Raw genomic sequence first — 23,962 nt, 5'->3', positions numbered from 1 at the left:
TACACCCAAGCCGACCTCGACGCCATCGCCGACGAACTCAACCAACGACCTCGACAAACCCTCGGCTACAAGACACCATCAGAAGCACTCAACGACGCGTTGCGATGACCGCCTGAAGCCGCAGGCATTTCCGGATGCTTCATCCGACCGTTGCTGGCTAGATGTCGTGGGGCGGGTCGTTGGTGGTGGTCTTGTCGAGGGTGCCGCTGACGTAGCGGATTTCCCCGACGCGAATGTCGTCGTTTGTCAGTGGCGGAAGGTCGTTAGCGGCGAGCAGGTCTCGGATGCTGATCGCGTTCAGCGTCCAGCCCCGGTCGGTCAGGTAGGGAGCCGCTTCGTTGCGTTTGCCGTAATGCCGCAGCCCGGCCATGTCGGGAGCGAAACCGTGCGCGCTCCAGCGTTCGGACATCCGGTGCAGGCGTTGTCTGGTCTTGTCCTGTTGGCCGGGTCGGGGGTTCGGCTTGCTTTCGGTGGCTATTCGGCTTTCCGGTGCGCTGAGTTCGGTGATGGTGTCCAGCAGGCGGTCCTGCGCCTCGGGCGGCAGGTAGTCCAGCAGGCCTTCGGCGCTCCACGCGGTCGGGCGGGCGGGGTCGAATCCGGCGGTGCGCAGTGCGCTGGACCAATCGTCGCGCAAATCGGCCGCGACCGTCTTCCGGTCTGTGGTGGGCGCAGCGCCCAGCGCGGCCAGTGTGCGGGTCTTGAATTCGATGACCTGCGGCTGGTCGATCTCGTACACCACGGTTCCGGGTGGCCAGCGCAGTCGATACGCGCGGGAATCCAGCCCCGAAGCCAGAATCACGATCTGCGCGATGCCCGCGTCGGTCGCGTCGAGGAAGAACTCGTCGTAGAACTTGCCGCGCACCTTGCCCACATCGATCCATGTCGGCTCGACCAGGTCGTCGGGAGGCAGGTCGCCGGTCGCCAGCCGGGTCAGCAGGTCGATGCCGACCGCTCGGACGAGAGGTTCGGCGAACGGGTCGTCGATGAGTGAGGGGTCGGCGCGGGTGGCGATCGCCCGGGCCGTCGCGGCCATGGTGGCGGTCGCGCCGACACCGGATGCCGGGTCCCCCGCGTGTTTGTCGCGACTGGTGAAAGTCATGTTCTGCTACCCGAGTTGCTGGAGGAGCCCGGCCGCGTCCTGATAGGCCCAGGTTTCGGTAACCTGCCCATCTGCGAGGCGGTAAATCCTGATCGCCCCGAACTCGACGTGCCGTCCGGTAGCCGGCAGGCCCTGAAACTGGCCGTCATGGGTTCCGGTGAACCACAGCCGCACCACGACGCGGTCACCTTCAGCGATCATGTCGTCGATACGGACGTGCAGATCCGGGAATGCTTCGAAGAGGATCTCGTGGAGTCGTTCGGCTTCGCCGCGAATCGCCGCAATCCAGTACTCCGCCAGCCGATCCGGGCGCTTGTCGTTGAAGACCTCGTCCAGCATGGTCTGGATCCGTTCCTTGTTCCTCGACGCGGACACCTGTCACCTCCATCGTGTAGGACATGCGCCCTAAGAGTAGGACACATGTCCTGTCCGAGGCTAGACTCGGGGCTGTGCCGAAGAGTGGGAATTACGAAGTCCTGGCGTCGAGCTCGGCGGAACTCAAGCGCAAACAGATCATCGAAGCCGCACGAGTCGTGCTGGCCCGAGACGGACTGGGCGGATGCACCGCTCGCGCGGTCGCCGACGCGAGCCCGCTGACCAAGAGCGCGATCCACTATTACTTCCGCGATATCGACGAAATCGTCGATTACGCCGTCGCGGCGCATCTGGACGCGATGCTCACCACGCTGCGCGAGGTCGCCGCCGATGACGCCGCATCCGAGCAGCGCCTGTGCGCGGTTGTCGAAACCTATTTGGCGACGTTCGCGGAACGGCCGTACGCGGCGTTTCTGTGGTTCGAATACTGGATCGCCGCAGGACGACGCAATGCCACCGACGCCGTCGCGGCCATGCTCGCGCAAGTCCAGGAGCTCCTCGAAGACCTACTGTCCGCCGCGCACGCCGCAGACCCTGCCACGTCCTCCCGCCGCCTACACTCCTGGCTCCTGGGCACCGTCGTGCAGCAGCACGTACGCCCGCTGGACCCCGGCGCGCTTCGCGCCGAAATCGACAGCTTCGTGGCCACCCTCACCGGTCCACCGACGACCCGAGCAAGTGAAGGTGGTTGACGTCCGGACTCGCCGACCGGCACACCCACCACCCAGTTCGACGATCCTCGTCGAGGTGATCACATAGATATCCACGCAATACGCTGTGTAATCGGCAATACAGCGCGGTCGGCTGCCGCCGCCGCGATCGATCGCACTGCAAATCTGGAACACGTTTCGCTCATCGGATCACGTACTGGCGGTGGTCCCACGACTGGCAGGGAGGGTGGTCCCTTCTTCACCCTGGCAGGCGATACCCGCCAAGGCCAGCAAGCATCATCACTCGTCCTCCGGGCCAGCTGGCCCTTGGCTGATGTCTAGGGGGCGATCGGGTCGACGGTGAAGAGGTCGGGGTGGGCGGTGCGAATGTATTTGACCGCCGTGCTGGTGGAGAGCCCGAAGATCCGTTGAAGGTGAACGGGGTCGGCGCTGTGGCGGGCCTCGTCCAGAATTCGGTCGATCCGGAGTTTCAGGGGCGAGATCCCGAAGGGCCGGAACATCATCTTCACGGTGTAAGGGCTGATGGGTGGGTGGCTAGGGTCAACGGCGGTGCGTTGAGTGACTAGCAGATGAGGGTTGGCGCTACGTGGCCATCGCCTGTTCCGCTCCCGCAGCCAAGCCGTGATCAAGGTGAGGGTCAACTCGTCCAGGAACACGAGGTGGCGTGTGTATGGCCGCCGTACCACCAGGCGACCGGCCGAACGGTCGAGATCGTCGAGCTCGAGGTGCCGAAGGTCTTGTGTGGCCAGAGCATGGATCGCCACCAGGGCCAGAGTGAACCGGGTCATCGGCCTGTCCGTTTTGTCGATCAGGCCGCGCAAGTGGTCGCTGGGCAAGGGCGTGGGCAGCGGGCGCGCAATGCCCAGCCGGACGCCGCGGGCAGGGTCACGGAAGATACGTCGCTCCTGTTTGAGCGCCGCGAACAGGGACCGCAGGCCGACGTGAACGGCCCGGCGGGAGGGGGCGGGCGCGTTCATGGCGGCCGCTCGGATCTGCTCTTGGGTGATGCTGCGCAGGGAGTCGGCCTCGAAACTCCAGTCCTGCAGCGTCGGCTGAATGTAGCCGAGGTAGTGCCGAATCGTGGACCAGGCCCGGACCGGATGGCGAAGCCGGCCGCTGCCCCGCAGCACCCGCGTCCAGGCGGTCACGTCACCCTGAAACCGGGTCGGCATGGAGTCGATCAGCCGCTGAGCGGCAAGCTGGTCGGTGTCGTCCTCGCCCGACGGGTCCGGCACGAGCAGGTTCTGGTCGCGGAGAAAATGGCAGACCCGCGGGTAGCTGCCGAATCCCGACGAGGCCAGCGCTTTGACGTCGACTTCGTGGATGGGCGCCGCAGCGCCGAGCCAGGCCAGCAGGATTCGCAGTACTCGGGTGTTCGCGTTCCGGGTCTGTCCGAGCCATGCTTGGTCCCGACCGCGCTGGTCGAAGGCATCCAGCAGTGTCTGGGCCTGGAGGGTCAAAGCGGGCAGATTCTCGAGGTTCACCCGATGCCAGTCCCGTGGCAAATCCTCGATCAATGCGATCTGATGAGGGTTGACCAGGTGAGGCGAGAGCGATCGGGCGGCCTCACGTTCGGCCGCAATCTGTTTCAGGCGTTGCCCTTTGCGGCCTCCGCCGCGGTTCTCGTAGCCGAGTTTGCGGGTGTTCAACGTGAGCGCGAGTTCGCCGCCGAACCAGAGCTGGTCGGCCGGCGGTTGGTCTGGGGCGTATTCGGCCAATAGGACCTGGCAGAACCGGCAGAGGTCGTTCTTGATCGGCAGGTGGCGATGGCATCGCCTGCAGGTCCCCGGCGGATGGATCTGGGACCAGCTCCAGCACTGCCGACAGCGTTTCGTGCGGGCGCCTTCCCAGCACAGGCAGTGCTCGCAGCTGCGGAGACCGTCTGTCGGTATTGCCCGCGCTTCGAGTTCGTCCAGCAGCCCGGTGCGGCGTAACGCTTCGGTGATCATCCCGCGCAGTTCAGGAAGATCCTGAAGGTCTTGTTCATAGACCCATGGCTGATCGGCGTCCCGAGCTGCCAGGGCCAGGCGGGCCATCTGTAGGGCCAGGTGCTGCCAGGAGCCGGTCCGGCCGTGTTCGGATCGCAGCTCGGCGATGGTGGTGGCCACCGCCCCGAGGTCGGCGACCGGTCGATCGCTGATGCGCCGAGCATGCTCGATGGTGAACGTCCGATGTAGGCGAAACAAGGTGAGCTGGCCGAGCGGTGCCGAACGACACAAGTCGGGCTCGTCCCGCGTCAGGCGGACCGGCTCCGCCCAGCGTGGAAAACGGAAGGGGTGGCGCTGGTCCGGGTCACGGCGCAACACCTGCGCCTCGGGCTGGACGTCCCCAGTAAGGAGCAGGACAAGTTGAACGCTCCGTGGGCCGGTCGTGGTCCGCTCCATCTCGGCTCGGAGCCAGTCGAGGTCGCATCCTGTCCGGATGTCGATCAGGCAGGCTCGGCAGAGGCTGTCCCGATTGGCCTTGGTGCTGTGCCGGCAACGGCGGCAGCACCCGACCTTCCCGCCGACGGGCTTCCAGGCAAAGCACCGGGCGCAGACATCGACCTGGTTGACCTCTCCCCAGCTCCAGCAGCGTGCGCAGCTGCCGACCCGGGAGAACTTCCATGCCATACCGGATCAGTTCGGCGGCAACGAACGAGGCGCCCGGCCACGTGCCGGCCGCGGGGTCGGCCCGGCCGGCCGCTCGGCCCGCTGTTCCCCGACCGCCCGAGACTGGTCGTCCTTGTGGACCTGGTGGCGTTCGGGTTCGGCTTCCAGCAGGTCGGCGACCGTGCAGTTCAAGGCGGCGCAGATCTTGTCCAGGTCATCGAGCCGGAGGGTGACCGGCTTGTTCGACCACAACGCGGCAACCTTCGACAACGAGGGTTCGAACCCGACTTCCTGGAATGCGGCCTGTAGCTGGGTCGGTCGCCAGATATCCTGCTTGGCGGCCACCCACCGGAGATTCCACTTCATCGACTCACACCTCCCTGCTCAACCGTCGAACCGCGCGATTCGACGATTCCAAGCTGTGTCGTTCCGGATCCGCCTGGACGGACGCGAGGTACCCGACCGTCGTGCTCGCCCACTCGTGACCAAGCAATTTCTGCACGTCCCAGAGCGGCATTCCCGACTCGTAGTGATGGGTGGCGCAGGCGTGACGCAGTAGATGCGGGTGCAGAGTCGTGATCGGGCCCGGCAGACGACCGGCAGCCGCGGTCTTCAACGACCGGCGAAAGGTTCCCGCGGTCACCGACGGCGCGATGGGCAGGTTGAGTCCCGCGACCGCCGTGGGTAGGCGCTCCGACGGCCACAGCGGCGCGAAGGGGTCGGTGGGGTCATCGCAGAACTCTCCCCGGACCTCTTCGACGTACCACCACAACAGCTCTCGCCCTTCGGCGAACAGGAACGCCTCCCGCTCTCGCGGTCCGGATCGTCGTGCGCCCTTGCCCCGGACCAGAAACCGGCCCCACCGGCCGTTCTCCCAATGAACGTCACCGAGCCGGACACCGCAGAGTTCAGCCGCTCGAACCCCTGAGATGTAGGTGATCTTGGCCATCACGTAGTCACGGACGGCCACCGGATACTTGCGTGCCACAGACAGATCCGCCCGCCACGCCGCGAAGAACTCCTTCAACGCCCGCCGCGACGGCGGAATCCGCAAACCGAAATCGCCGCGGTGCACCGGCCGATTGAACACATCGATCGGCGACTCGACCGAGGCACCGAACCGTCGGCTGATCTCTCCCGCGTAGCGCTGCTCCAGGAACGCGAAGTAGCCGTCGATCTGGTTCAGCTTCTTGCGCACCGTCGCCGGCTGCCGACGGCCAGGCCCGGTGAAGTAGCGATCCAGCTCCTTGGCAGTCAGCTCCCAGGGCACGCAGTCGTAGAACGAGCAGATCTCCACCACCGGCCGGATCAGGTGCTGCAACGTCGAAGCCGCCAAACCGGCCACGTCCCGTGCCCACACGTACTCAGCCAGCGTGTCCCGAAAAAACGCCTGCGCGTCCTCCGGATCCGCAGCCGCCGCAACACGACTTTGCAGCGTGACCACATCGGCCAGACCCTGCTCAACACAGCCAGTCGCCGCCGACTCGGCCTCGCCGACAGCACTCCTCACGACCTCGAGACGGGAAGGAGAATCTGCCACGAACCGGCACATTACTATGATTACTCGCAAAATCTGCCAGTTACTGGCAAACCTTCACACGAAATGGTTTCGACTCACGGCAGCATCGTCACCTGGTCCGAAGCACGACAGGAGACCATCTTCCCCGAGGGGAACCCGCACGTACTCCGGTAGGTGGTGCGGGGACCTGCTACGGGTCCATCGAGAAGCGATGCGCCGGTTCGACACCGTGATCAGCAATCCGCCGTTCGGCAGGGCCACTCGGACGGTGAACGCTCCGGGGTATCGGGGTCCGCGGTTCGAATACCACGCGATCGCAGTGTCAGCTCAGGTCGCCCGGCGCGGAGTGTTCCTGCTCCCGCAGTCCTCGGCCCCGTTTCGGTACAGCGGCCGCCCCGGCATGGAGCACGATCACGCCGACGAAGAGTACCGGCGCTTCCACACATCGACCGGGATCACACTGGAGCCCAGCTGCGGCATCGACCCCAGCCAGTACCGCGAGCACTGGCATCAACCGGCCATCGAAACCGAGGTCGTCACCTGCGATTTCGAAACCGCCAACCTCACGCTGCAGCGTCGGCGCGCGTCCACTGTGATCTCGACACGATGCAGCTTCGCCCGACCCGGCTACTCAGGCTCGGCAGCCGCCTGACCGACAGCTGGGTGTCCGACGCCATCCCGGCCGAATCCGCGCTGGTTCGAAATCCATTACCGAGAGGAGTTTTCCTATGTCCGTTGCCACGTCCGTCCGGCACGCCGAGCTGGGTGATCTGGTGAGGTTGCTCAACCTGCAGCAGGCTGCCAAGCTCGACGTCGTCGTCGCGGCCTCGGCGATCCGGGCGCGCGATGGCCTGCTCGATCTATCGGGAATCGAGCCGGTGGTCGATGAACGCGGAGTCACCTCTGTCGAGGGGGCGTATCGTCCGACCGCCGCCGCAGATTCCCACATCGGCGCCAAGCTCAAGATCCCTGTCGGCTATCTGAAGTGGCTGCGTGAGCAACAGCGCACCGATCTCTACGACGCCAATGTCAACGGGCTGCTGCATCCCCCGCCCGGCAGCGAACCGACTGAGACGCAGTCGGATCGGTCGTTCTTGTTGCGGCTGTTCACCTCCGATGACCCCAGTGAGCCTGGGGTGCTACGCGCGTTACTGTCGGATCGGTACGGGATCATCGACAACCTCGATGTGTTGACCGCAGTGCTGGACGGGATCCGGCTCGCCGACGCCGAGGTCAGTGTCCGGTCGTGTGACCTGACGGAATCCTCGATGCACTGCAAAGTGTTCTCCCCCAAGGTATCGGCTCTGGCGCCGGGCTTTCTGGCCAACTACCGCAACCCCTTCGCCAACCCGGAACTCGAGGCCGAACGCCGCCGAGTCGCTGGTCAGCTGGATCGATGGCGGCCGATCGCCGCCCGCGAAGGTCGCGGCTACGCGCCGGGCCGCGAGCCGGTGGTGTTCGCCGGATTCCGGTTCTCCAATTCCGAAATCGGCCATCACGCGGTCACATTGAAACCGGAGCTGGTGATCAGGATCTGCGGCAACGGGCTCACCTTGCCATTGTTCGCCTACACCAAACGCCACCTCGGCGACAAACTCGACATCGGCGCCCTGGCCTGGTCGCAGGACACCTACCGCAAACGCCTCGCGGTGATCACCGCCGAAACCCGCGACAAGGTTTCCGAATGGCTGTCACCGCAGTTCCTCGCGGCACGCATCACCGAACTCGAACGCCACGCCGCTGCCCCGGTCACCCAGCCGGACAAGACGATCGAAGTCGTCGCCAAACAGCTGGGCTTCAGCGAGGACGAACGCGCCGGAATCCTGTCGCACTTCATCGCGGGAGGTCAACTCACCGCCGCTGGAATCGCCCACGCCGTCACCAGCTACAGCCAGACCATCGCCGACGCCGACCGCGCCGACACTCTCGACGGCCTGGCCCTGCAGGCCATGGCCCTGACCTGACCCGCGTTCGCGCACCCGCTCTGGGTGCGCCGCCTTTCCCCACTCTGATTGCGCCGCACCGCGGCCCGTGAACAGGAGGTCCGTTCGATGCCCGAGACGCTCACTCACGCCGACTACGTCCTGGCCGAGCATCTCGGCGCTGCTGGCAGCGCTGCAGCGCTGAGCGAGGCGACGCGGGAACGCTGGCACGCCGATCACCCAGGCTGGCAGGGCAAGCACTGGGCCTACAGCGACCCCGACGAGCACACCGCACGGCACCTGCATCCGATCAACGTCGCACCTCGCCCCAAGAAGCAGCACTGACCCCGCCCTGCGCACCCAGCCAACGGATGCCGACACCTCGCACCGCCAGTTCATCCCGAACAGGAAAGCGCCGGAAAGCTTCTCGCTGTACGGCGCTTTCCTGTCTCACGAGAGGAGGCCACCGCATGCTCACTGACACTGCCGTCGCCATCGAACCCGATTCCACCTCCGATCCCACCGTTTCCACGACCGAGACCGATTCCACCACCACCAGCGATGGTGCGGTCCCGCCGAAGGCCGAGGCGGTGTATCTCGATCCCGCGGAGCTGGAGATCGCCGAGAATGTGCGCCAGAGCTTCCGGCTCGAGGACTACCCCGAGTACACCGACTCGATCCGTGAGCACGGTGTGTTCAACCCGATCAAGGCGATCCGGATGCCCGACGGTCGAATCGTCGTGCGCGACGGGCAAGTTCGCACTCTCACCGCGCTCGCGTTCGAGCAGCCCCGGGTGCCGGTATGGCTGCTCGACGCGGACGACACGGTATCGGACAAGGAGTTGGAGATCGCGCGGATCGTCGAGCAGATCACGGTCAACGACCGGCGGATCGCTCTCACCGACGGCGACCGCGCCGCCGGGATCGCCCTGGCACTGGATCTCGGGGCATCGGTGACCCGGATCGGCAAGGCGCTGCAAACCAAACGCGACGAGATCAAGCTCGCGGGCAAGGTCGGCGCGTCCCCGACCGCGCGCCACCTCGTCGACGACGGGCAGTTCGATTTGGAACAGGCCGCCCTCATCGCCGAATACGAAACCGTCGGCGACACCGACGCAGTCCAGCGCCTGACCAACTGCATACGAAGCTATTTCACCTACGAGGCCAAGAAGATCGCCGCCGACCGTGACGAGCAGCGCATCCACCTGACCGCCGCCCGGCCCTACGCCGAAGCCGGGTTCGGCGTGCTGACCGACTACCCCTACACCGACGCACCCGACGCGACGCTGGTCCCGGCCACCGAACTCGTCGACGCCGACGGTGTCGCGGTCGCCGCCGACCGCATCCACGCCGACCCGAGCGGGTGGCTCGTGTGGCTCGAGTTGGACGACCAGCCGCTGCTCGTCGAGACCGACACCGGCGTCGTCGTCGATCCCGACACCGTCGATTGGGCGACCGCGCGCGACCCCGAACGCACGCCCCAGGACGGGATGCGCCACGCCAACCAAGTCGACCAACGAGACAACTGGCTCGCCGAGTACTTCCTGCCCGTCGACGCGCTCGCCGCAGCGAACCTCAGCCGGACTGTCCCGGCCGACAACGACAGCAACGACGAGAGCCCCGCCAGCGCCGAACACAGCACCGACACCGCCGACGACGAGCTTGCTGCCCGGCGTCGCGCCGACGCCGAAGCTCGAGCTGCCGCCGCCCGGGAGGAACAACGCCTCGCCCTGCGACGGGTGCGCGAGCTCAACAAGCAAGGCGTGGCGGCGATGCAAGCCCGCCGAGAGTTCGTGACTCGGCTGCTTGCCCGCAAGACCCTGCCGACCCAAGCCGTCCGATTCATCACCGACTCTCTGATCGCGGATCCCGGGCTGCTGTCCGAGTACAACGCCCTCGACACCGCGGTGGAATTGCTCGCCCTCACCGGCCAGGGCTACTCCCGTCAAGACCTGCGCCGCGCCATCGAAACCGCCAAACCCGCTCGCTGCCAAGTCATTCTGCTCGGCCTGGTGCTCGGCGGCTACGAAAAACGGACCGCGAAAGACTGCTGGCGCTACGCCGACCGCGGAGTCAAACGCTACCTGACCTTCCTGCGCGAGCAGGGCCACCAACTCGTCCCCGTCGAACTGGCCGCCCTCGGCGAAGTCGACTCCGACCACATCGACATCGACACCCCCGCCGCCGAACCGCAAGCGGCATGACCCTCACCCACTCCAGGACCGGCACCGCCCAACCACGGCGGTGCCGGTCCTGCGCCCAAGGACGGCCAACCGACAACCCAGGAGCCTGGATGCAGATCACCGAACAACCGACCATCACCGCTGTCGCGGTCACCGACGAGGGCTACCGGGCCCGCACCCTGTGCCTGGTCGACCACCATCCCGCCGACGTCATCCTCAACGTCAACATCACCGACCCGTCGTGGTCCCGCTACAGGGTGGGCGTGTTCGACCCGATGACACTCGAATGGCGCCTGGTCTATCACGCCCACGGCACCGACTATCCGCCCGTGCCGACCCATCCCCACGCCGCAGGCACGCTCGAAGCACTCCAGGCCCTGGCAGTCCAGTTGCGTGACACGGCCGAGTGGATTGTGTCGACCGCGCGGGACCTCCGGCCCCGTGGGTAGCTCGGCCCCGCCGATTTCACCAGGCACGAGGAGCTCGCTGTGACTGCTCTCGATCTTCTGCGGTCGGCTGCATTGGCTGCCGCCGCCCGCGGCTGGCCGGTCTTTCCCCTCCGCCCACAGGGCAAAACGCCTGCCCTGCGCCGGTGGCAGCACTACGCGACCACCGAGATGGACCACATTCACCGCTGGTGGTCCTACAACCCGCGATTCAACGTTGCCGTCGTTACCGGTGAACCGAGTGGCCTGCACGTCATCGATCTCGACCCCAGCCATTTCCCCCATCCCGCAACCGATCTGGACGTCGCGTTGGAGCAGCTGGCCGCGTGCCTGGGGGAACCGGCACCGCTGACGTTCACCGTCGCCACCCCCGCCGGCTGGCACCTGTACTACCGCGCGCCGACCGAACTGTCGCTGCCGTGCACGATCGGCCGCCTCGGCGCCGGAATCGACTCTCGCGGATGCGGCGGCTACATCGTTGCACCCGGCTCACGAACCCCGCTCGGCACCTACCGTGTCACCGACCCGCGCCCGATCTCGAACCTGTCCCCACCGTTGGTCACGGCGCTCACCCCAGCGCAGTTGCCTGCGACCCTGTCGAGCGCGGTCGCGCCGACGCACCCGGACTCGTATCTGGCGGCGATTCTGCGCTGCGAAGCGGACCGGGTCGCTCGGGCCCGGCCCGGCCTACGCAACATCACGGTGTTCCGGTCTGCACTGGTCCTCGGTCGCCTGGTCGCAGCGCACGAGCTCACCGAACATCACGCCCGCAGCGTCCTGCTCGATGCTGCCCGCGGACATATCGGGGTCGAAGGATTCACCGCCACCGAACTCGACCACGCCATCACCAACGCCTTCAGGTACACGGCCAACCGACCTCGCCATATTAGGAGGAATTGCATTTGATGCAACATAGTGCGGCTTTCGGGGACGGATGTTTCCGCTGCTCATAGCGGTTTAGGTGCCAGCGGCGTGTCGCACCGGAATTATGTTTCAACTGACCCGTTCCGGAGATGCATCAACGTTGCCTCTGATACAACGTTGGCCGTGACTTCGATGCTCCCGGTTCGGCTCGTTTGGTGTTGGCGGACAACGTTATTCATCTGGATCCGGCACCGACCGCGTTCGAGGCAATGCTGGAGGGGTGGCGCCGTCACCAGTCAGCCAGGTATCTGCGTAATGCGACAATCGACCCGCGAGTGCGCCTGATACGGCGGTTCAACCAGTTCACGGGTTTGTATCCGTGGCAGTGGACTTCGAGCGACGGGGAGGCGTTCGTCGATCATCTCCGCGGCGGGGACCGGGGAATCCGGTTGTCCACGGCGCGCGGCTACGAGGTGACGATCGGCCTGTTCGTCGAGTATCTGCGGGACCCGCGTTATGACTGGATGTCGGTGTGCGAGCAGTACTTCGGCGATGTTCCGAAGCCCATTTTTCATGAGGGCAACTCGAACTGCGCACCGGCTCGAGTACGAGGCGGACCCGCGCCGTCGACCGTTGACCTACGACGATCACCGCTGTCACCGACCTCCCACCGATCGTGATCAGCGACCTGTTCGGCATCGCATCCGGCGCCGCGAGCACATGGGCACGCCTCGCCCAGAACAGCTGGACCGACTACCTCTCCACCTGACACACGTCGATCTCCGAACACTCAGCGCCTCTACCGCACCCTACTCGTCATCGCCTCGACCATGGCCTGGCTCCCATGATCAACAGGTCAGGCCCCAGGAAGCGTTGCGGTTCTTGCGCGACCAGAATCGGGTGGCCGTCAGGTTGCGGATGGGCCGGGTGGTGGTCCTGGTGACGGAGTCCTCCCTGGTGCGCTCTTTCGATTTGCTGCTGCTCAGACCGCCCGAACTTCGGCGAGCCGCTTGACTGCGAACTGGTCGGTCCCGCTGGGGTCCCAGCACACGGCGGCTTCCCAAGCGGCCCGCGCTTGCGCGGCGATGTCGTACGCCTCGTCGTTGAGACCGGCGGCGTTGTGCGGCAGCGCCAGGTCGAGGTCGGCGATGTCGACGTGCGACTCGTCCCAGTCGATCATCGCGACGCGATCCGCGGTCATGCGGATGTTGCGCGGGTTGGGGTCGCCGTGGACGACGCACGTGCTGCGACCGATGACTCGCGACCACGCCGCTCGGCATCGAACGACACCCTCAGGCGGCATCGCGCTGAGGTCGACCTTCGTTCCGGTCTCGGCGTGCAGGAGGTCGGTCGACGATCGCCAGCCCGGGCGTTGGGGCCAGCCGCGCGTGAACCGATGCAACTGGCGGAGTGTCTCGGCGACGCGACGCCAGTCGGCTTCGGTCTCGGGCGGTCCGCCCTCCACGTAGGTCATCACCACCAGACCGTCGGCGAAGTGCCGCCCGTCCATGGTCGGGATCGGCACCGGCACCGGCATCCCTTCACGGTCGAGGTATCGCAACAGGTCGGTCTCCCACGCGAGATCAGCGTCACTGCGTTGGCCGAGACGACCGACTGCGAGGTACCCGTTGACGCGCACGCTCCACACCTCGTTGACGCCAACTCCCCCAGTCAGCGGTTCGACGCGAACGACGTCATCACCCCACTGCTCGAGTGCCTCCCATCCCACCGGCCACATCCTCGCAGAGGCTCATGAAGCGCTCAACGAGATTGCGCCAACCAGTCACGGACGATTGTGTCGGGATGCGCACCGAGGACCTCCCTCTACAGGCCGCCCCAACGTGGTCGAGCCGGTTATCCCGCCCGGTCCGACCAGCCACCTGGTACCGCAGTGGCATCCAGCAATAACGCACGGTTCGAATACTTGCCCTCCACCAGTGCCTGCACCGCTGATCCTCCAGCAGTTCCTCCCTACGCCCAGAGCCATCAGCATCGTCGAGCCACCGAGGAGGCATCAGTGTCGACCCCGCCGCCGCTGCGTTTCGCCGCGACCCGCTGCCCGTACTGCATCACTCGGCGGCATCAGCGTCTCCCCGGGCACCGTCTCGAGCTCTACACCCTCCTCGCGCGCGAGATGCCCTACTGCCCACCGTTTTTCGCCATTCGTCGCGGCGTTCTTCCATGCAGAGTTCGACACTCTGCCCGATCGCAGTCCGCAACGTCTGCGACGGTTCGTCGCCGAGACACATGCCCGATGGCATGACGCCACCGACACCCCGTGCCCGGATTCGAACTAGACATCCGCCCGGTCGCCGACCGCCGCCGTCGGTGATCCGGGGCCAGTTCGCTCACATCGGCGCGGTTTCTCGGGCGGCGCTTCATTTTTCGCGCTTCAGGAAGGACTACCCGATGGAGTCGACGGAGTCGATCGATCTGTGGTTTCCATTGTCCGAAGTCGGTGAGATCGCCGAACACGCTCTTGCCGCCGACGAGCATTCCCCCTCCATCAGCCAGTACGACAACGGCGATCCGGGTGGGCCAGCGTTGGTGTGGGCCAAAGACGATGGCACCTATGTGCTGAGCAACGGACTGCCCCGTCAGCTCGCCGACCCAGCAGATCCCGACGGCTGGTCCAAGGTCGCGTTCGCCGAGGGTTGGGGCCGGGGAACCGGCAGCGAGATCGGCGCCACTCCCGTCGGCGGGGACGATTTCTCCGAGCACTTGGACCTCGACGAACCGGTGACCGGCGGCGGCACATTGATCGACATGATCCGCGACTACACCGACCGCGACGGATGGATGATCATCACCGTCATGCCCGGCTCGTTCGCAGTCTCCTTCACCACCGACACCCCGGCCTGAATCCAGCCTTCTCCCTTCGTTCGCGACGCACACGGCGGCTGAGTCCATCAGTCCCTTTCCCGGCTGGTATAGGCCCCCTTTGGCGGGCACTTCGCCTTGTTTCCGGCCAGCCCAGGTGACCCTCTCCCGCGGCCGCGTCCGTGCCTGTCCAAACGCGCGTCCGGCACAGCACCAGCTACGTCCCGATCTCCAGGGTCGCGCCATCAATTCCGTTCCTGACAAAGGAGTAGCGAGTCATGCCCACAGTCAATACCTACATCGGCAACCTCGTCGCACCGCCCGAACTGAAATACACATCGGCGGGTGTTCCGTTCACACACTTCACCATCGCCGATACACCGCGGCGCTTCGATCGCACGTCCGGTGAATGGAAAGACGGCGACGCATTGTTCTTGCGCTGCAACGCGTGGCGCGACGCGGCAGAGAACCTGGCCAACAGTGAGCTGCCGCGCGGAGCCCGCGTGATCGTCACTGGCCGGTTGAAGCAGCGCACCTATCAGACCCTCGAGGGCGACAAGCGCACCGTGATCGAGTTCGAGGTCGACGAGATGGGTCCGTCGACCCGGTGGGCGACCGCGAAGGTCACCCGCGTTGCCCGAAAGACCTCCAGCAATGGCGCAAGTCAGGGTCCGGCGACCGACGACCCCTGGAACATGCCCAGCGGTCCCGATCCGGTGTTCGCCGGAAGCGCTGTCGGTGGTTTCGCTGACGAGCCCACGTTCTAAAGCCGAACAGCCGTCATCAACGTCGGTCGAGGGGCGCGATGCCCGTCCGGCCGGTCGTCCAGCACGCGCGAGGGCTACCAGAACGGCGGCCGGGGCGGCAGGGCCCGCGCCCGGCACCACCGAATTTCCCTCTCCTTGTCGACGCGCGTTGCGGCTGGCATCAGAAATTCGCTGGTGCACGCCCCGGCGCGTTCCCCACCGCCCCGGCCGCCGTCCCGGTCGACACGCCCTCGAGCTGGCCGACCGGCCAGCCGACCCTCGCTGGGAGGTCACGTTCCCGCGGCGAGGGTCTCCCGCTGCACGCACGAAGGGACTTTCTGATGACCAGCACCGAATCTCAGTCCTTCTCAGAGGCGATCGCTTATATCTCCTACCTGCTGGACCAGGGCCGCCACGACGACGCCCACGACGCGTTCGAGCATGCGCTCACCGAGCTCGCCACCGACGAGGACCTCGATCGACTCACCCGGCTCGCCGACACGTTCACCCGCGCCCCATATCTCAGTGCGCGCGCGTATTTGCGGTCGCTGTGGCGGCGCGCGGACGCGGACCTGAAGCAGTGGCTCGACACCTTCGTCGCTCGCACCGATCCCGGGTTGTATCGTCCCGCCGAGACGCAGCCGCGCTGGATCCGCACCGTTCCGCTCACCGCCGCCTCGGCGGGCGTCCGGCATCTCGCCGCCACCGATGACACACCGGTCATCGATCGCGACCCGTCTACGGCGACCGAGATCGCGGCCAAACGCGCCCGCCGCAAGCCCGAGCACATCACCGCGGTGCTGACCAAGCGTCGCAGTGTGCGCGAGCCGCGTGTGGTCACCGACTACATCCGCACCCGATTTCTGCTCGATACCGACCCCGCGCCGCAGCCGTCGGTGTGGGACCGCCACTACGTGCGCCAGGTCGCCGATCAGGTCCGCGCCGAACGCGACCGAGCCGGACTGCGCACCCGTGAGGACTTCGACGCCCACGCGATCGCCTGCGCCCGAACCGGGCTCACCGTCCGTGACGACGACCGACCGGAATTCATGGCGAACGGCAACGGCCTCGACTATGACCGCGCAACGTTGCCGCCGCTGCAGGGCTGGGTCTGCGTCTACTGCTTCGCCGAACGCGCCTGCAGCGACCACTTCCGCACCGACGCCGACGGACACCGCCTCAGCGATGACGGCCTGTGCCAGCGCTGCCGCGACACCGGCCGCAGTGGAATCGACCCACTCTCCCACGGATTCACGCTCGCCGACGAAGTGGCCGCCTACTGCCAATACCTCACCGATCACTACCCCGCCGCCGCACCCGCCCTGCTCGACAGCCTCCGCCAGCGCTCAATCGGCCAGGTGCGGGGCCTGGTCACCGCGTTCCTCGACCACACCCGCAACCCGTCGACAGCCGAGCAACCGATCACCACACTTACTCCCGTCCAGCTCCGACGCGGCCAGTGCTGTAACTGCCGCGACCACCGGCTGATCGACATCGACGACCTCTGCGAGGACTGCCGACTGCTCTTCCCCGCAGCCGCCTAAACCCGCTCGCCCCCACACGCGAGTCCGCTGTTCTCCGGTCCGCCGCGCTGTCCACTCCCGCGCGGCGGACCGGCCACCACCCGCAATCCATCAACGCATCCGCGCTACGCACACCCTGACTCGACGCGCACTACCGCGCGGTCAGCCGCACACAACCTTGAAGGACATCTATGACATCACGCCGCATCCTCATCACCGGCTCCCGCGCGTGGCTGCATCGGCCCACCATCCGCATCGCCCTCGCCGCCGTCTGGTCACCCTCGGCGATCCTGGTCTCCGGCGCATGCCCGCGCGGCGCGGACTATCTCTGCGAATCCTGTTGGACGCACTGGGGCGGCCGCGTCGAGCGTCATCCCGCCGACTGGCACCGCCACGGCCGCGCCGCCGGATTCGTTCGCAATCAACGCATGGTCGACCTCGGCGCCGACATCTGCCTGGCCTTCATCCACAACCACAGCCCGGGGGCGACCCACACCGCTGAACTCGCCACCGCCGCAGGCATTCCCACCCGCATCTTCCGCGATCCGGTCCAGGCCCACGCCCTCCAGCACGCCGCCTGACCGCTGTCTCAGCGGCGCGGCGCCGTCCAGCCGACGAGCGCCCACCTCACCACCCATCCCTCACTCGCGCAACCAACGCCCTCCCTCCTCAACACCTCTCACATCCTCGCCACCGCACCCACCTCAACCGCACCTTCCCTCCCCAAACCCCTCAACTACGCTCCCCTTCACCTCCCTCACCCCTCCCCACTCATTCACGACAAGCAGACCTCTTGCATTTCAGGTCACAATTCGATAACAACCTAGGGTTATCGTTCAGCTTGATGCAATTTGCGTATCTCAGATCGCTTGAGAGTAACCAGATTTCAGGGGTCTGATGGACATGTGACAGCGACGCTGCACAAAGTCCTAGCGGGAAACGGATATCTGTATTACCTGCGGCAAGTAGCTGCCGCGGACGCAACGAATCGCGGGCCGGGAAGCTTGGCCGATTACTACTCGGCGCATGGGGAAGCGCCAGGCCGCTGGCACGGTTCTGGGCTGGTCGCCTTGGGGATCGATGCGGGCGATCTGGTGACCGAGCAGCAGATGAAGGCCCTGTTCGGGGAGGGCCGGCATCCGGATGCCGACGCGATCCAAGCGCAGGTGGTCGACGTCGAGATGGCCAAGGGCGCGAAGCGGAAAGATGCCGAACGCGCTGCGGAAGAAGCAACACGATTGGGGAATCCATATCGGGTCTATTCGGCCGATAACGCGTTCCGCCGACGCTGCGCTGATGCGTTTTCCGCACACAATATCGCGCAGGGGTTGGACCGCTTCGCGGCGGTGCCTGATGACATTCGCGCTCGCATCCGCACCGAAGTCGCCACCCGGATGTTCCTCGAACAGTACGGGCGCCCGCCTCTGGATGCGCGCGAACTGTCCGGATGGGTGGCACGCAATTCCCGGCCGCAGTCGGCGGCGGTGGCCGGTTTCGACGTCACGTTCAGCCCGGTCAAGAGCGTGTCGGCACTGTGGGCGATCGCGCCGAAGGAGATCTCGGAGCGCATCGCAGCGGCTCACGAACTCGCGGTCGACGACGCCATCAGATGGCTGGAGCGGCACGGGATCTACACCCGGTTGGGCCGCAACGGCGTCCGGCAGGTGGACGTGGAGGGCATCGTGGCAGCGCGATTCACCCATCGCGAATCCCGTTGTGGCGACCCGGATCTGCACACCCACATGCTGATCGCCAACCGTGTCCGCGCTCTGGACGGAAAGTGGCGCACTCTCGACGCCGCGATGATCTACCGCCTGATGGTCACCGTCTCCGAGATCTACAACAGTCGCCTCGAACAGCATCTGGAGGAGGATCTGGGCCTGCAGTTCGTCGAGCGGCCGGGCACTGATCCTGCGAAGCGTCCGATCCGCGAAATCATTGGCCTGCCTTGGGTACTCATCGAACACTGGTCACAACGTGACCGAGCCATCACGACCCGCCTCGGCGAGCTCGCCTCCCTGTTCCAGCAGCAGGTCGGGCGCGAACCACTACCGAAGGAAATGTTCGCGCTGATGGAGCGGGCCACGTTGGAGACCCGACCGACCAAACATGTCTTGCGGTCCTGGGCCGAGCAACGCAGCCAGTGGCGCCGCGAAGCGCAGGCGATCCTCGGCGGCCGGAAAGCGGTCGCGCACGCGGTCTCCCGAGTGTTTCATCAGCCGCGACGACCGCGACCGATATTCGATGCGGCGCGGATCTCGCGCACGGCGGAGCAGGTGCTGGCGACGGTCTCCGCGGAGCGCGGGACCTGGCAGCGCCATCATGTCCGCAGCGAAGCCGAACGCCAACTGCGGGGCCAGGTGTCCCGTGATGAGTGGGAGCACGTGACCGACGCCGTGGTCGATGAGGCGCTCGCGCCACCGCGGATTCTCGCTCGAGGCGATCCCGACATCGCCGCCGAGCCGGTGCTGCGTGACGTACCGGCACTGTATCGGCGACGCAGCGGCGCCAGCGTCCACACCATTGCGGGGGTCCAGTCCTATACCTCGCCGCGCCGACTGGCGGTGGCGGCCCGCCTGATCGACCTGTCGATGCAGACCGGTGCCCGCACGATTCCCGAACACCTGGTGGCATCAGCGATCCGTGAATACAACAACGACCCGCGCAATTCCGAGCGGCAGTTGAACGCTGGGCAGGTCGCGGTGGTCACCGAGTTCGCGACCTCACCGAGCCGGATCGCGACCGTGTCCGCGCCTGCGGGCACGGGAAAGACCACCGCGATGCGGGTTCTGGTCGACGCGTGGCATGCCTCCGGCGGCACCGTTCTCGGTGTGGCGCCGACCGCCGCGGCTGCTGCAGTGCTCGGCGAAGCCACCGGCGCACGCGCGGAAACGGTCGACAAACTGCTGACCGTCCTCGACAACCACACCCCCACACCGGCCAATCTCGCCCTCCAGCACTCGTTCTATCCAGCTCCACTACCGCAATGGGTCCTGCAGATAGACCAGACCACGTTGGTCATCGTCGACGAGCACGTGCGGCTCGGCGACGACAAACGATTGCGACTGCTCGAGTTCCTCGTTGGCAGGGACGCGACGATCCGGTGTGTCGGCGACGACCACCAGTTGCCGTCGATCGAGGCCGGCGGCACCAACGTCGACACCGCTGACGCGACCTTGACCCACGTCGTCCGGTTCACCGACAGGGCCGAAGCGTCGGCCAGTCTGCTGATCCGCGAGGGCGATCCGGCCGGGCTCGGCTTCTATCTCGACCACCAACGCGTCCACGGCGGTGCACCCGGGGCAGTCCAGGACCAGGCATACACGAGTTGGATCGTCGACTATCTCGGCGGCCGCGATGCCATCATGCTGGCACCAACCCACGACATCGTCACCGAACTCAACGCCCGCGCCCGGGCCGAACGCCTCGCCCGCAACCCGAGCCCCGTCGGCGCGGAAGCCAAACTTGCCGACGAGCTTTACGCCTCCGTCGGCGATGTCATCTCCACTCGTCGCAACAACCCGCGTCTGCGGCTGGGCGGGCGGGACTGGGTGCGCAACGGGTACCGGTGGGTCGTCGACGCGGTGCGAGCCGATGGCAGCCTCGTCGTCACTCACCTGCGTCAGGGCCTCCAACGCGGTCATACGACCGTTCTTCCTCCGGCGTATGTGCGGGCGCATGTGCGGCTCGGGTACGCCACCACCATCGACTCCGCGCAGGGCATCACCGTCGGCATCTGCCATGTCGTGCTCACCGGATTCGAGTCTCGAAACCAGCTCTACGTCGCCATCACTCGGGGCGCGCACGCCAACCAGGTCTATGTCCCCACCGCGATCGACGGCAGCGAAGCCTCCTTCTGGACCGAACCCGGCATCATGCCACGCACCGCCGTCGAGGTCCTGCTCCGTATCCTCGCTCGCGACGCCGGCCAGGTCTCTGCGCACTCCGAGCTGCGCGATGCGCTGGACCCGCACAACCGGCTCGGCCGTGCAGTCGACATCTACCTCGACGCGATCGGCCTCGCCGCCGAGCACGCGCTCGGTCGCGAAGCACTCGAACGAATCGACACCGCCGCCGAACGAATCCGGCACGGCCTGACCGACGCCGCCGCCTATCCCGTCCTTCGCCAGCACCTGGCGACCATTGCGCTGTCCGGCCGCGACCCGATCACCGCCCTGCATCAGGCAGCCGGTCAACGCGAACTCGACACCGCCGCCGACGTTGCCGCCGTGCTGGACTGGCGCCTGGACCCCACCGGCGCACACTCCACCAGCGAAGGACCCTTGCCCTGGATCCGCGGCCTACCGAACCGACTTCCCGACGACCTGGTCACCGAACACCTCCGCGCCCGCAGCCGAATCGCCGCCGACCTCGCCCACCAGATCACCCGCGACGCCACCACATGGACGGCCGCGACCGCGCCGATCTGGGCGCGCCCACTGCTCGGCCACCCCCACCTGCTCGCCAGCCTGGCGGTATGGCGAGCCGCCCACCACCTTCCTGACACCGATCTCCGCCCCACCGGACCCACCCGCTACCCCGCACTCGAACGCACTCACCAGCAGCTGCTCGACGCGCGTGTCACCGACACTCTCGGCGACCTCCACACCGCCGTCCACGCCTGGTCCGCTCTCGGAAAACGCATCGACGCCCGCCTCGTCAACGACCCCTGGTGGCCGGTGCTGGCCGACCGCCTCGACACCGCCGCAGCCGCCGGAATCGACATCGAAACCCTCCTCCCCCAAGCCGCCGCAGCCCGGCCGCTACCCGACGACATGCCCGCCGCCGCGCTCTGGTTCCGCCTCGGCTTCGACCCCTCCGCCCTCACCACCGCCACCAGCAACCGAAACCTGCAGCCCACCTGGATGCCCCACCTCCACACCCTGCTCGGCGACGCCGTCGCCGCACAACTGATCACCGACCCCGCATGGCCCTGCCTCGTCGCCGCCATCGACGGCGCCACCGGCACCGGCTGGACACCACAAGACTTGCTCGCCACCGCACACGAACTCCTGCTCACCGCCCAACCCGACCCCAACACCGGCCCGCGCCCCGACCAACTCACCACCGCCCTCACCTGGCGCATCGAAACACTCCTCCAACCCGGCAACCACCAACCCGAACACCCTTCCACCACCGAAACCACAGCCCCCGCAACGAATATGGACACCACAGATCCCACCCCAGAAACATCGTCCTCCGAAACTCCGACGCATCAGACAGCACCAGATTCCCGCGCCATCGACCCGACATCGCATGTGCCCGAACGGCTTCGCGTCATCGCCGAGCTGTTCCGAACCGGCCACATCCACAACGCCGGCAAAACCTTCCGCGAACTTGTCAACGACCTGAGCGACGACGAACGCGACATCATCACCCGCGTCGCCAATACCCTCTACCAGAACAGCTTTCCCGTCGCCCGCGCCCGACTACAGTGGGCCGCCGACCGCTACCCACAACACCGCGCCCTCATTCACGCCTGCACACCAGACACCGATCCCCATGTCTACCAACCCGACACGGCGCCAACCACATCAGGACGAGGCGAGCGCCGCCGCACGGCCCCACGCGACAACGAGCAGACCGACCCACCCTCACACCGCACATCGCCACGACCACCGGACCGCAGCGCCGCAACAATAGACGCCTATCTCGCCACCCGAGCCCACGTCGACGACGACCCCGACCACATGCCGCTCCCCCAAGCCGTCGACCATCACTACCGGTCCACCGCCCACGACAACAATCCGCCCGACGGCTACGCCGTCGACTACGACCACGCCGCAGTTCCCCGATCCAGTGGATTCTGTTGCTTTAGTTGCGGAATCGAACGCGCGGTCATCGCCACCCCACCCGGGCGCCGCGGCGACGACGGCCTCTGCGAGGACTGCCGCGACGACGGGACACCCGCCATCCCCGACCACGACCCCGCCGACCACATCCCTGCCCGCTGCGCCCACATCACCAGCACCTACCCGGCCACCCAAGCACGCGCCAAACTCGCCCACGACTGGCGCCACGCGCCCACGCGTCGCGACCGCCACGCCATCGCCGACTGGGTCCGTCAGCACCCCTTCCCCGACAGCCCTGCCACACCCACGTTCGACCCCAACGACCCGATACAAATCCTCACCGACCACCAACTCACCCAACACATCACTCACGTCCAGCAACGCATCGCCCTCCAAGCCAACGACACCACCCTCTTCGATCCAGCACCCACCAGCCACCACGACAGCGAGTCCGATCAACCGACGGTCCACCGCGGCTGGCTGCGAAACGAGCTCGCCGACCTGACCGCCGAACGCGACCGCCGCGCTCAGCTGACCCCAGAACAAGCCGCCTCCGAACAGGTGTTGCGACAGCATCACCGACAAGACACCGACTCACCCTCGCAGCTCGACTTCAGCCCACCAGATGGGCACGCCCACGCTCCAGACAACGACATCGGCCTATGACGAAGTACCCACTCCCCGGCATCTGCTCAGCCATCAACAGCGGTCGTAGGCACGATCCGGCAGTCCTCGAATTCTGTTGCGGCACTAGCCCGTTTTGTTCAGGATCGTCGACAACAAGGAACCGGGTGAACTTCGGCAACCGGGTACGCAACATCTCGCCCCCAGTCGTGGCCAGCACACGACGGACCTCGCCGACATCGCGACTGAGAACCAACTCGGCATACTCACTGCGCAGACCGACCTGCCGGGTGAACAACTGGTACACGGTGTCCTCGGACAGCTCGAACCGCTTGGCCGTCGAAAACCCCAGCGTCACATACAGTCCCGAAAGAAACTCCGCCTTCGCCGCCACCACCGGCGTCAGCGCCGGCACCTGTCCGGTCAACACCGAGCTGCCGACACTGGCGAACCACGCCAGCACTTCCACCAGCCGACGCACCGCCGTCAGCCCATCCTCCTCGGCAACGACATAGCCGTCGTGCGCCGACCGGTTCCGCAACCGCTGGATATCACGCAACGCCTCTATCACCGTCGCGCTACGAATGAACGGACTGCACCCCTTGATCAGATCGTTGAGCCCCTTGCCCGCCGGATCACCGGGCACGTCATGATGCCGCCACAACTGCTTGAGGATCCGCTCGGCGAACTTCCCCACCAGCGAGACCGTGTACTCCGGATAGCCATCACCCAACGACCGGATCGGACGCTCGAAATCCAACCCCAGATGCCGAGCGATACGCACGTG

General features: G+C 66.4%; 20 protein-coding genes. 13 read left to right on the top strand and 7 right to left on the bottom strand.

What is annotated here, in order from left to right; genetic code table 11:
• Positions 1 to 157 precede the first annotated feature (157 nt).
• Positions 158 to 1,099: a class I SAM-dependent methyltransferase gene (locus IU452_RS25660; RefSeq protein WP_195111693.1), complete on the bottom strand. Its 942-nt coding sequence runs from the start codon at positions 1,097 to 1,099 to the stop codon at positions 158 to 160.
• Positions 1,100 to 1,105: 6 nt separating this feature from the next.
• Positions 1,106 to 1,438, bottom strand: a complete 333-nt coding sequence (locus IU452_RS25655) for an ester cyclase (protein ID WP_195111692.1) — start codon at positions 1,436 to 1,438, stop codon at positions 1,106 to 1,108.
• 110 nt (positions 1,439 to 1,548) lie between these two features.
• Here IU452_RS25655 and IU452_RS25650 point away from each other — a divergent pair, with 110 nt between their 5' ends.
• Entirely contained in the window at positions 1,549 to 2,166 is a 618-nt protein-coding gene (locus IU452_RS25650; protein WP_324192813.1) for a TetR/AcrR family transcriptional regulator, read from the top strand.
• A 296-nt stretch (positions 2,167 to 2,462) separates the two neighbouring features.
• On the opposite strand, the gene IU452_RS25645 is transcribed toward IU452_RS25650, so the two are convergent.
• From IU452_RS25645 to IU452_RS39010, 3 genes are all read right to left on the bottom strand, one after another.
• Positions 2,463 to 4,181: a site-specific integrase gene (locus IU452_RS25645; RefSeq protein WP_195111690.1), complete on the bottom strand. Its 1,719-nt coding sequence runs from the start codon at positions 4,179 to 4,181 to the stop codon at positions 2,463 to 2,465.
• A gap of 582 nt (positions 4,182 to 4,763) precedes the next feature.
• Complete coding sequence (locus tag IU452_RS25640) at positions 4,764 to 5,102, bottom strand: helix-turn-helix domain-containing protein (RefSeq protein WP_195111689.1); 339 nt, start codon at positions 5,100 to 5,102, stop codon at positions 4,764 to 4,766.
• A 4-nt stretch (positions 5,103 to 5,106) separates the two neighbouring features.
• Complete coding sequence (locus IU452_RS39010; protein WP_324192812.1) at positions 5,107 to 6,246, bottom strand: site-specific integrase; 1,140 nt, start codon at positions 6,244 to 6,246, stop codon at positions 5,107 to 5,109.
• Positions 6,247 to 6,466: 220 nt separating this feature from the next.
• Here IU452_RS39010 and IU452_RS25630 point away from each other — a divergent pair, with 220 nt between their 5' ends.
• From IU452_RS25630 to IU452_RS25600, 7 genes are all read left to right on the top strand, one after another.
• A complete protein-coding gene (locus IU452_RS25630; protein ID WP_195111687.1) occupies positions 6,467 to 6,907 on the top strand; it encodes a hypothetical protein in 441 nt (146 codons plus the stop codon).
• 76 nt (positions 6,908 to 6,983) lie between these two features.
• Positions 6,984 to 8,219 (top strand): hypothetical protein, encoded by a 1,236-nt coding sequence (locus IU452_RS25625; RefSeq protein ID WP_195111686.1) that lies wholly within the window; start codon positions 6,984 to 6,986, stop codon positions 8,217 to 8,219.
• Between the two features lie 87 nt (positions 8,220 to 8,306).
• A complete protein-coding gene (locus IU452_RS25620) occupies positions 8,307 to 8,522 on the top strand; it encodes a hypothetical protein (protein ID WP_195111685.1) in 216 nt (71 codons plus the stop codon).
• Between the two features lie 125 nt (positions 8,523 to 8,647).
• Entirely contained in the window at positions 8,648 to 10,381 is a 1,734-nt protein-coding gene (locus IU452_RS25615) for a ParB/RepB/Spo0J family partition protein (protein WP_195111684.1), read from the top strand.
• 89 nt (positions 10,382 to 10,470) lie between these two features.
• Positions 10,471 to 10,809 carry a hypothetical protein gene (locus tag IU452_RS25610; RefSeq protein WP_195111683.1) on the top strand — a complete coding sequence of 113 codons (339 nt, stop codon included), beginning with the start codon at positions 10,471 to 10,473 and terminating at the stop codon, positions 10,807 to 10,809.
• A 39-nt stretch (positions 10,810 to 10,848) separates the two neighbouring features.
• Positions 10,849 to 11,712 (top strand): bifunctional DNA primase/polymerase, encoded by an 864-nt coding sequence (locus IU452_RS25605; RefSeq protein WP_195111682.1) that lies wholly within the window; start codon positions 10,849 to 10,851, stop codon positions 11,710 to 11,712.
• Between the two features lie 173 nt (positions 11,713 to 11,885).
• Complete coding sequence (locus IU452_RS25600) at positions 11,886 to 12,350, top strand: hypothetical protein (RefSeq protein WP_195111681.1); 465 nt, start codon at positions 11,886 to 11,888, stop codon at positions 12,348 to 12,350.
• Between the two features lie 302 nt (positions 12,351 to 12,652).
• On the opposite strand, the gene IU452_RS25595 is transcribed toward IU452_RS25600, so the two are convergent.
• A complete protein-coding gene (locus IU452_RS25595) occupies positions 12,653 to 13,399 on the bottom strand; it encodes a phosphotransferase enzyme family protein (RefSeq protein WP_195111680.1) in 747 nt (248 codons plus the stop codon).
• A gap of 680 nt (positions 13,400 to 14,079) precedes the next feature.
• On the opposite strand from IU452_RS25595, the gene IU452_RS25590 reads away from it, so the two are divergent.
• From IU452_RS25590 to mobF, 5 genes are all read left to right on the top strand, one after another.
• A complete protein-coding gene (locus IU452_RS25590; protein ID WP_195111679.1) occupies positions 14,080 to 14,532 on the top strand; it encodes a hypothetical protein in 453 nt (150 codons plus the stop codon).
• A gap of 236 nt (positions 14,533 to 14,768) precedes the next feature.
• A complete protein-coding gene (locus tag IU452_RS25585) occupies positions 14,769 to 15,257 on the top strand; it encodes a single-stranded DNA-binding protein (RefSeq protein ID WP_195111678.1) in 489 nt (162 codons plus the stop codon).
• 320 nt (positions 15,258 to 15,577) lie between these two features.
• Positions 15,578 to 16,780, top strand: a complete 1,203-nt coding sequence (locus IU452_RS25580) for a hypothetical protein (RefSeq protein WP_195111677.1) — start codon at positions 15,578 to 15,580, stop codon at positions 16,778 to 16,780.
• A gap of 170 nt (positions 16,781 to 16,950) precedes the next feature.
• Entirely contained in the window at positions 16,951 to 17,340 is a 390-nt protein-coding gene (locus tag IU452_RS25575) for an SLOG family protein (RefSeq protein ID WP_195111676.1), read from the top strand.
• A gap of 324 nt (positions 17,341 to 17,664) precedes the next feature.
• A complete protein-coding gene (gene mobF / locus IU452_RS25570; protein WP_195111675.1) occupies positions 17,665 to 23,217 on the top strand; it encodes a MobF family relaxase in 5,553 nt (1,850 codons plus the stop codon).
• Here mobF and IU452_RS25565 read toward each other — a convergent pair.
• Positions 23,165 to 23,872, bottom strand: a complete 708-nt coding sequence (locus tag IU452_RS25565; RefSeq protein ID WP_195111674.1) for a hypothetical protein — start codon at positions 23,870 to 23,872, stop codon at positions 23,165 to 23,167. The two genes, mobF and IU452_RS25565, sit on opposite strands and share 53 nt — an antisense overlap.
• Positions 23,873 to 23,962: the final 90 nt, after the last annotated feature.

Source organism: Nocardia transvalensis (assembly GCF_015477765.1).
In the GTDB taxonomy this organism is placed as follows: domain Bacteria; phylum Actinomycetota; class Actinomycetes; order Mycobacteriales; family Mycobacteriaceae; genus Nocardia; species Nocardia transvalensis_A.
Note: the sequence above shows the minus strand (reverse complement) of the source record. Positions and strands in the feature narration are given on the sequence as shown.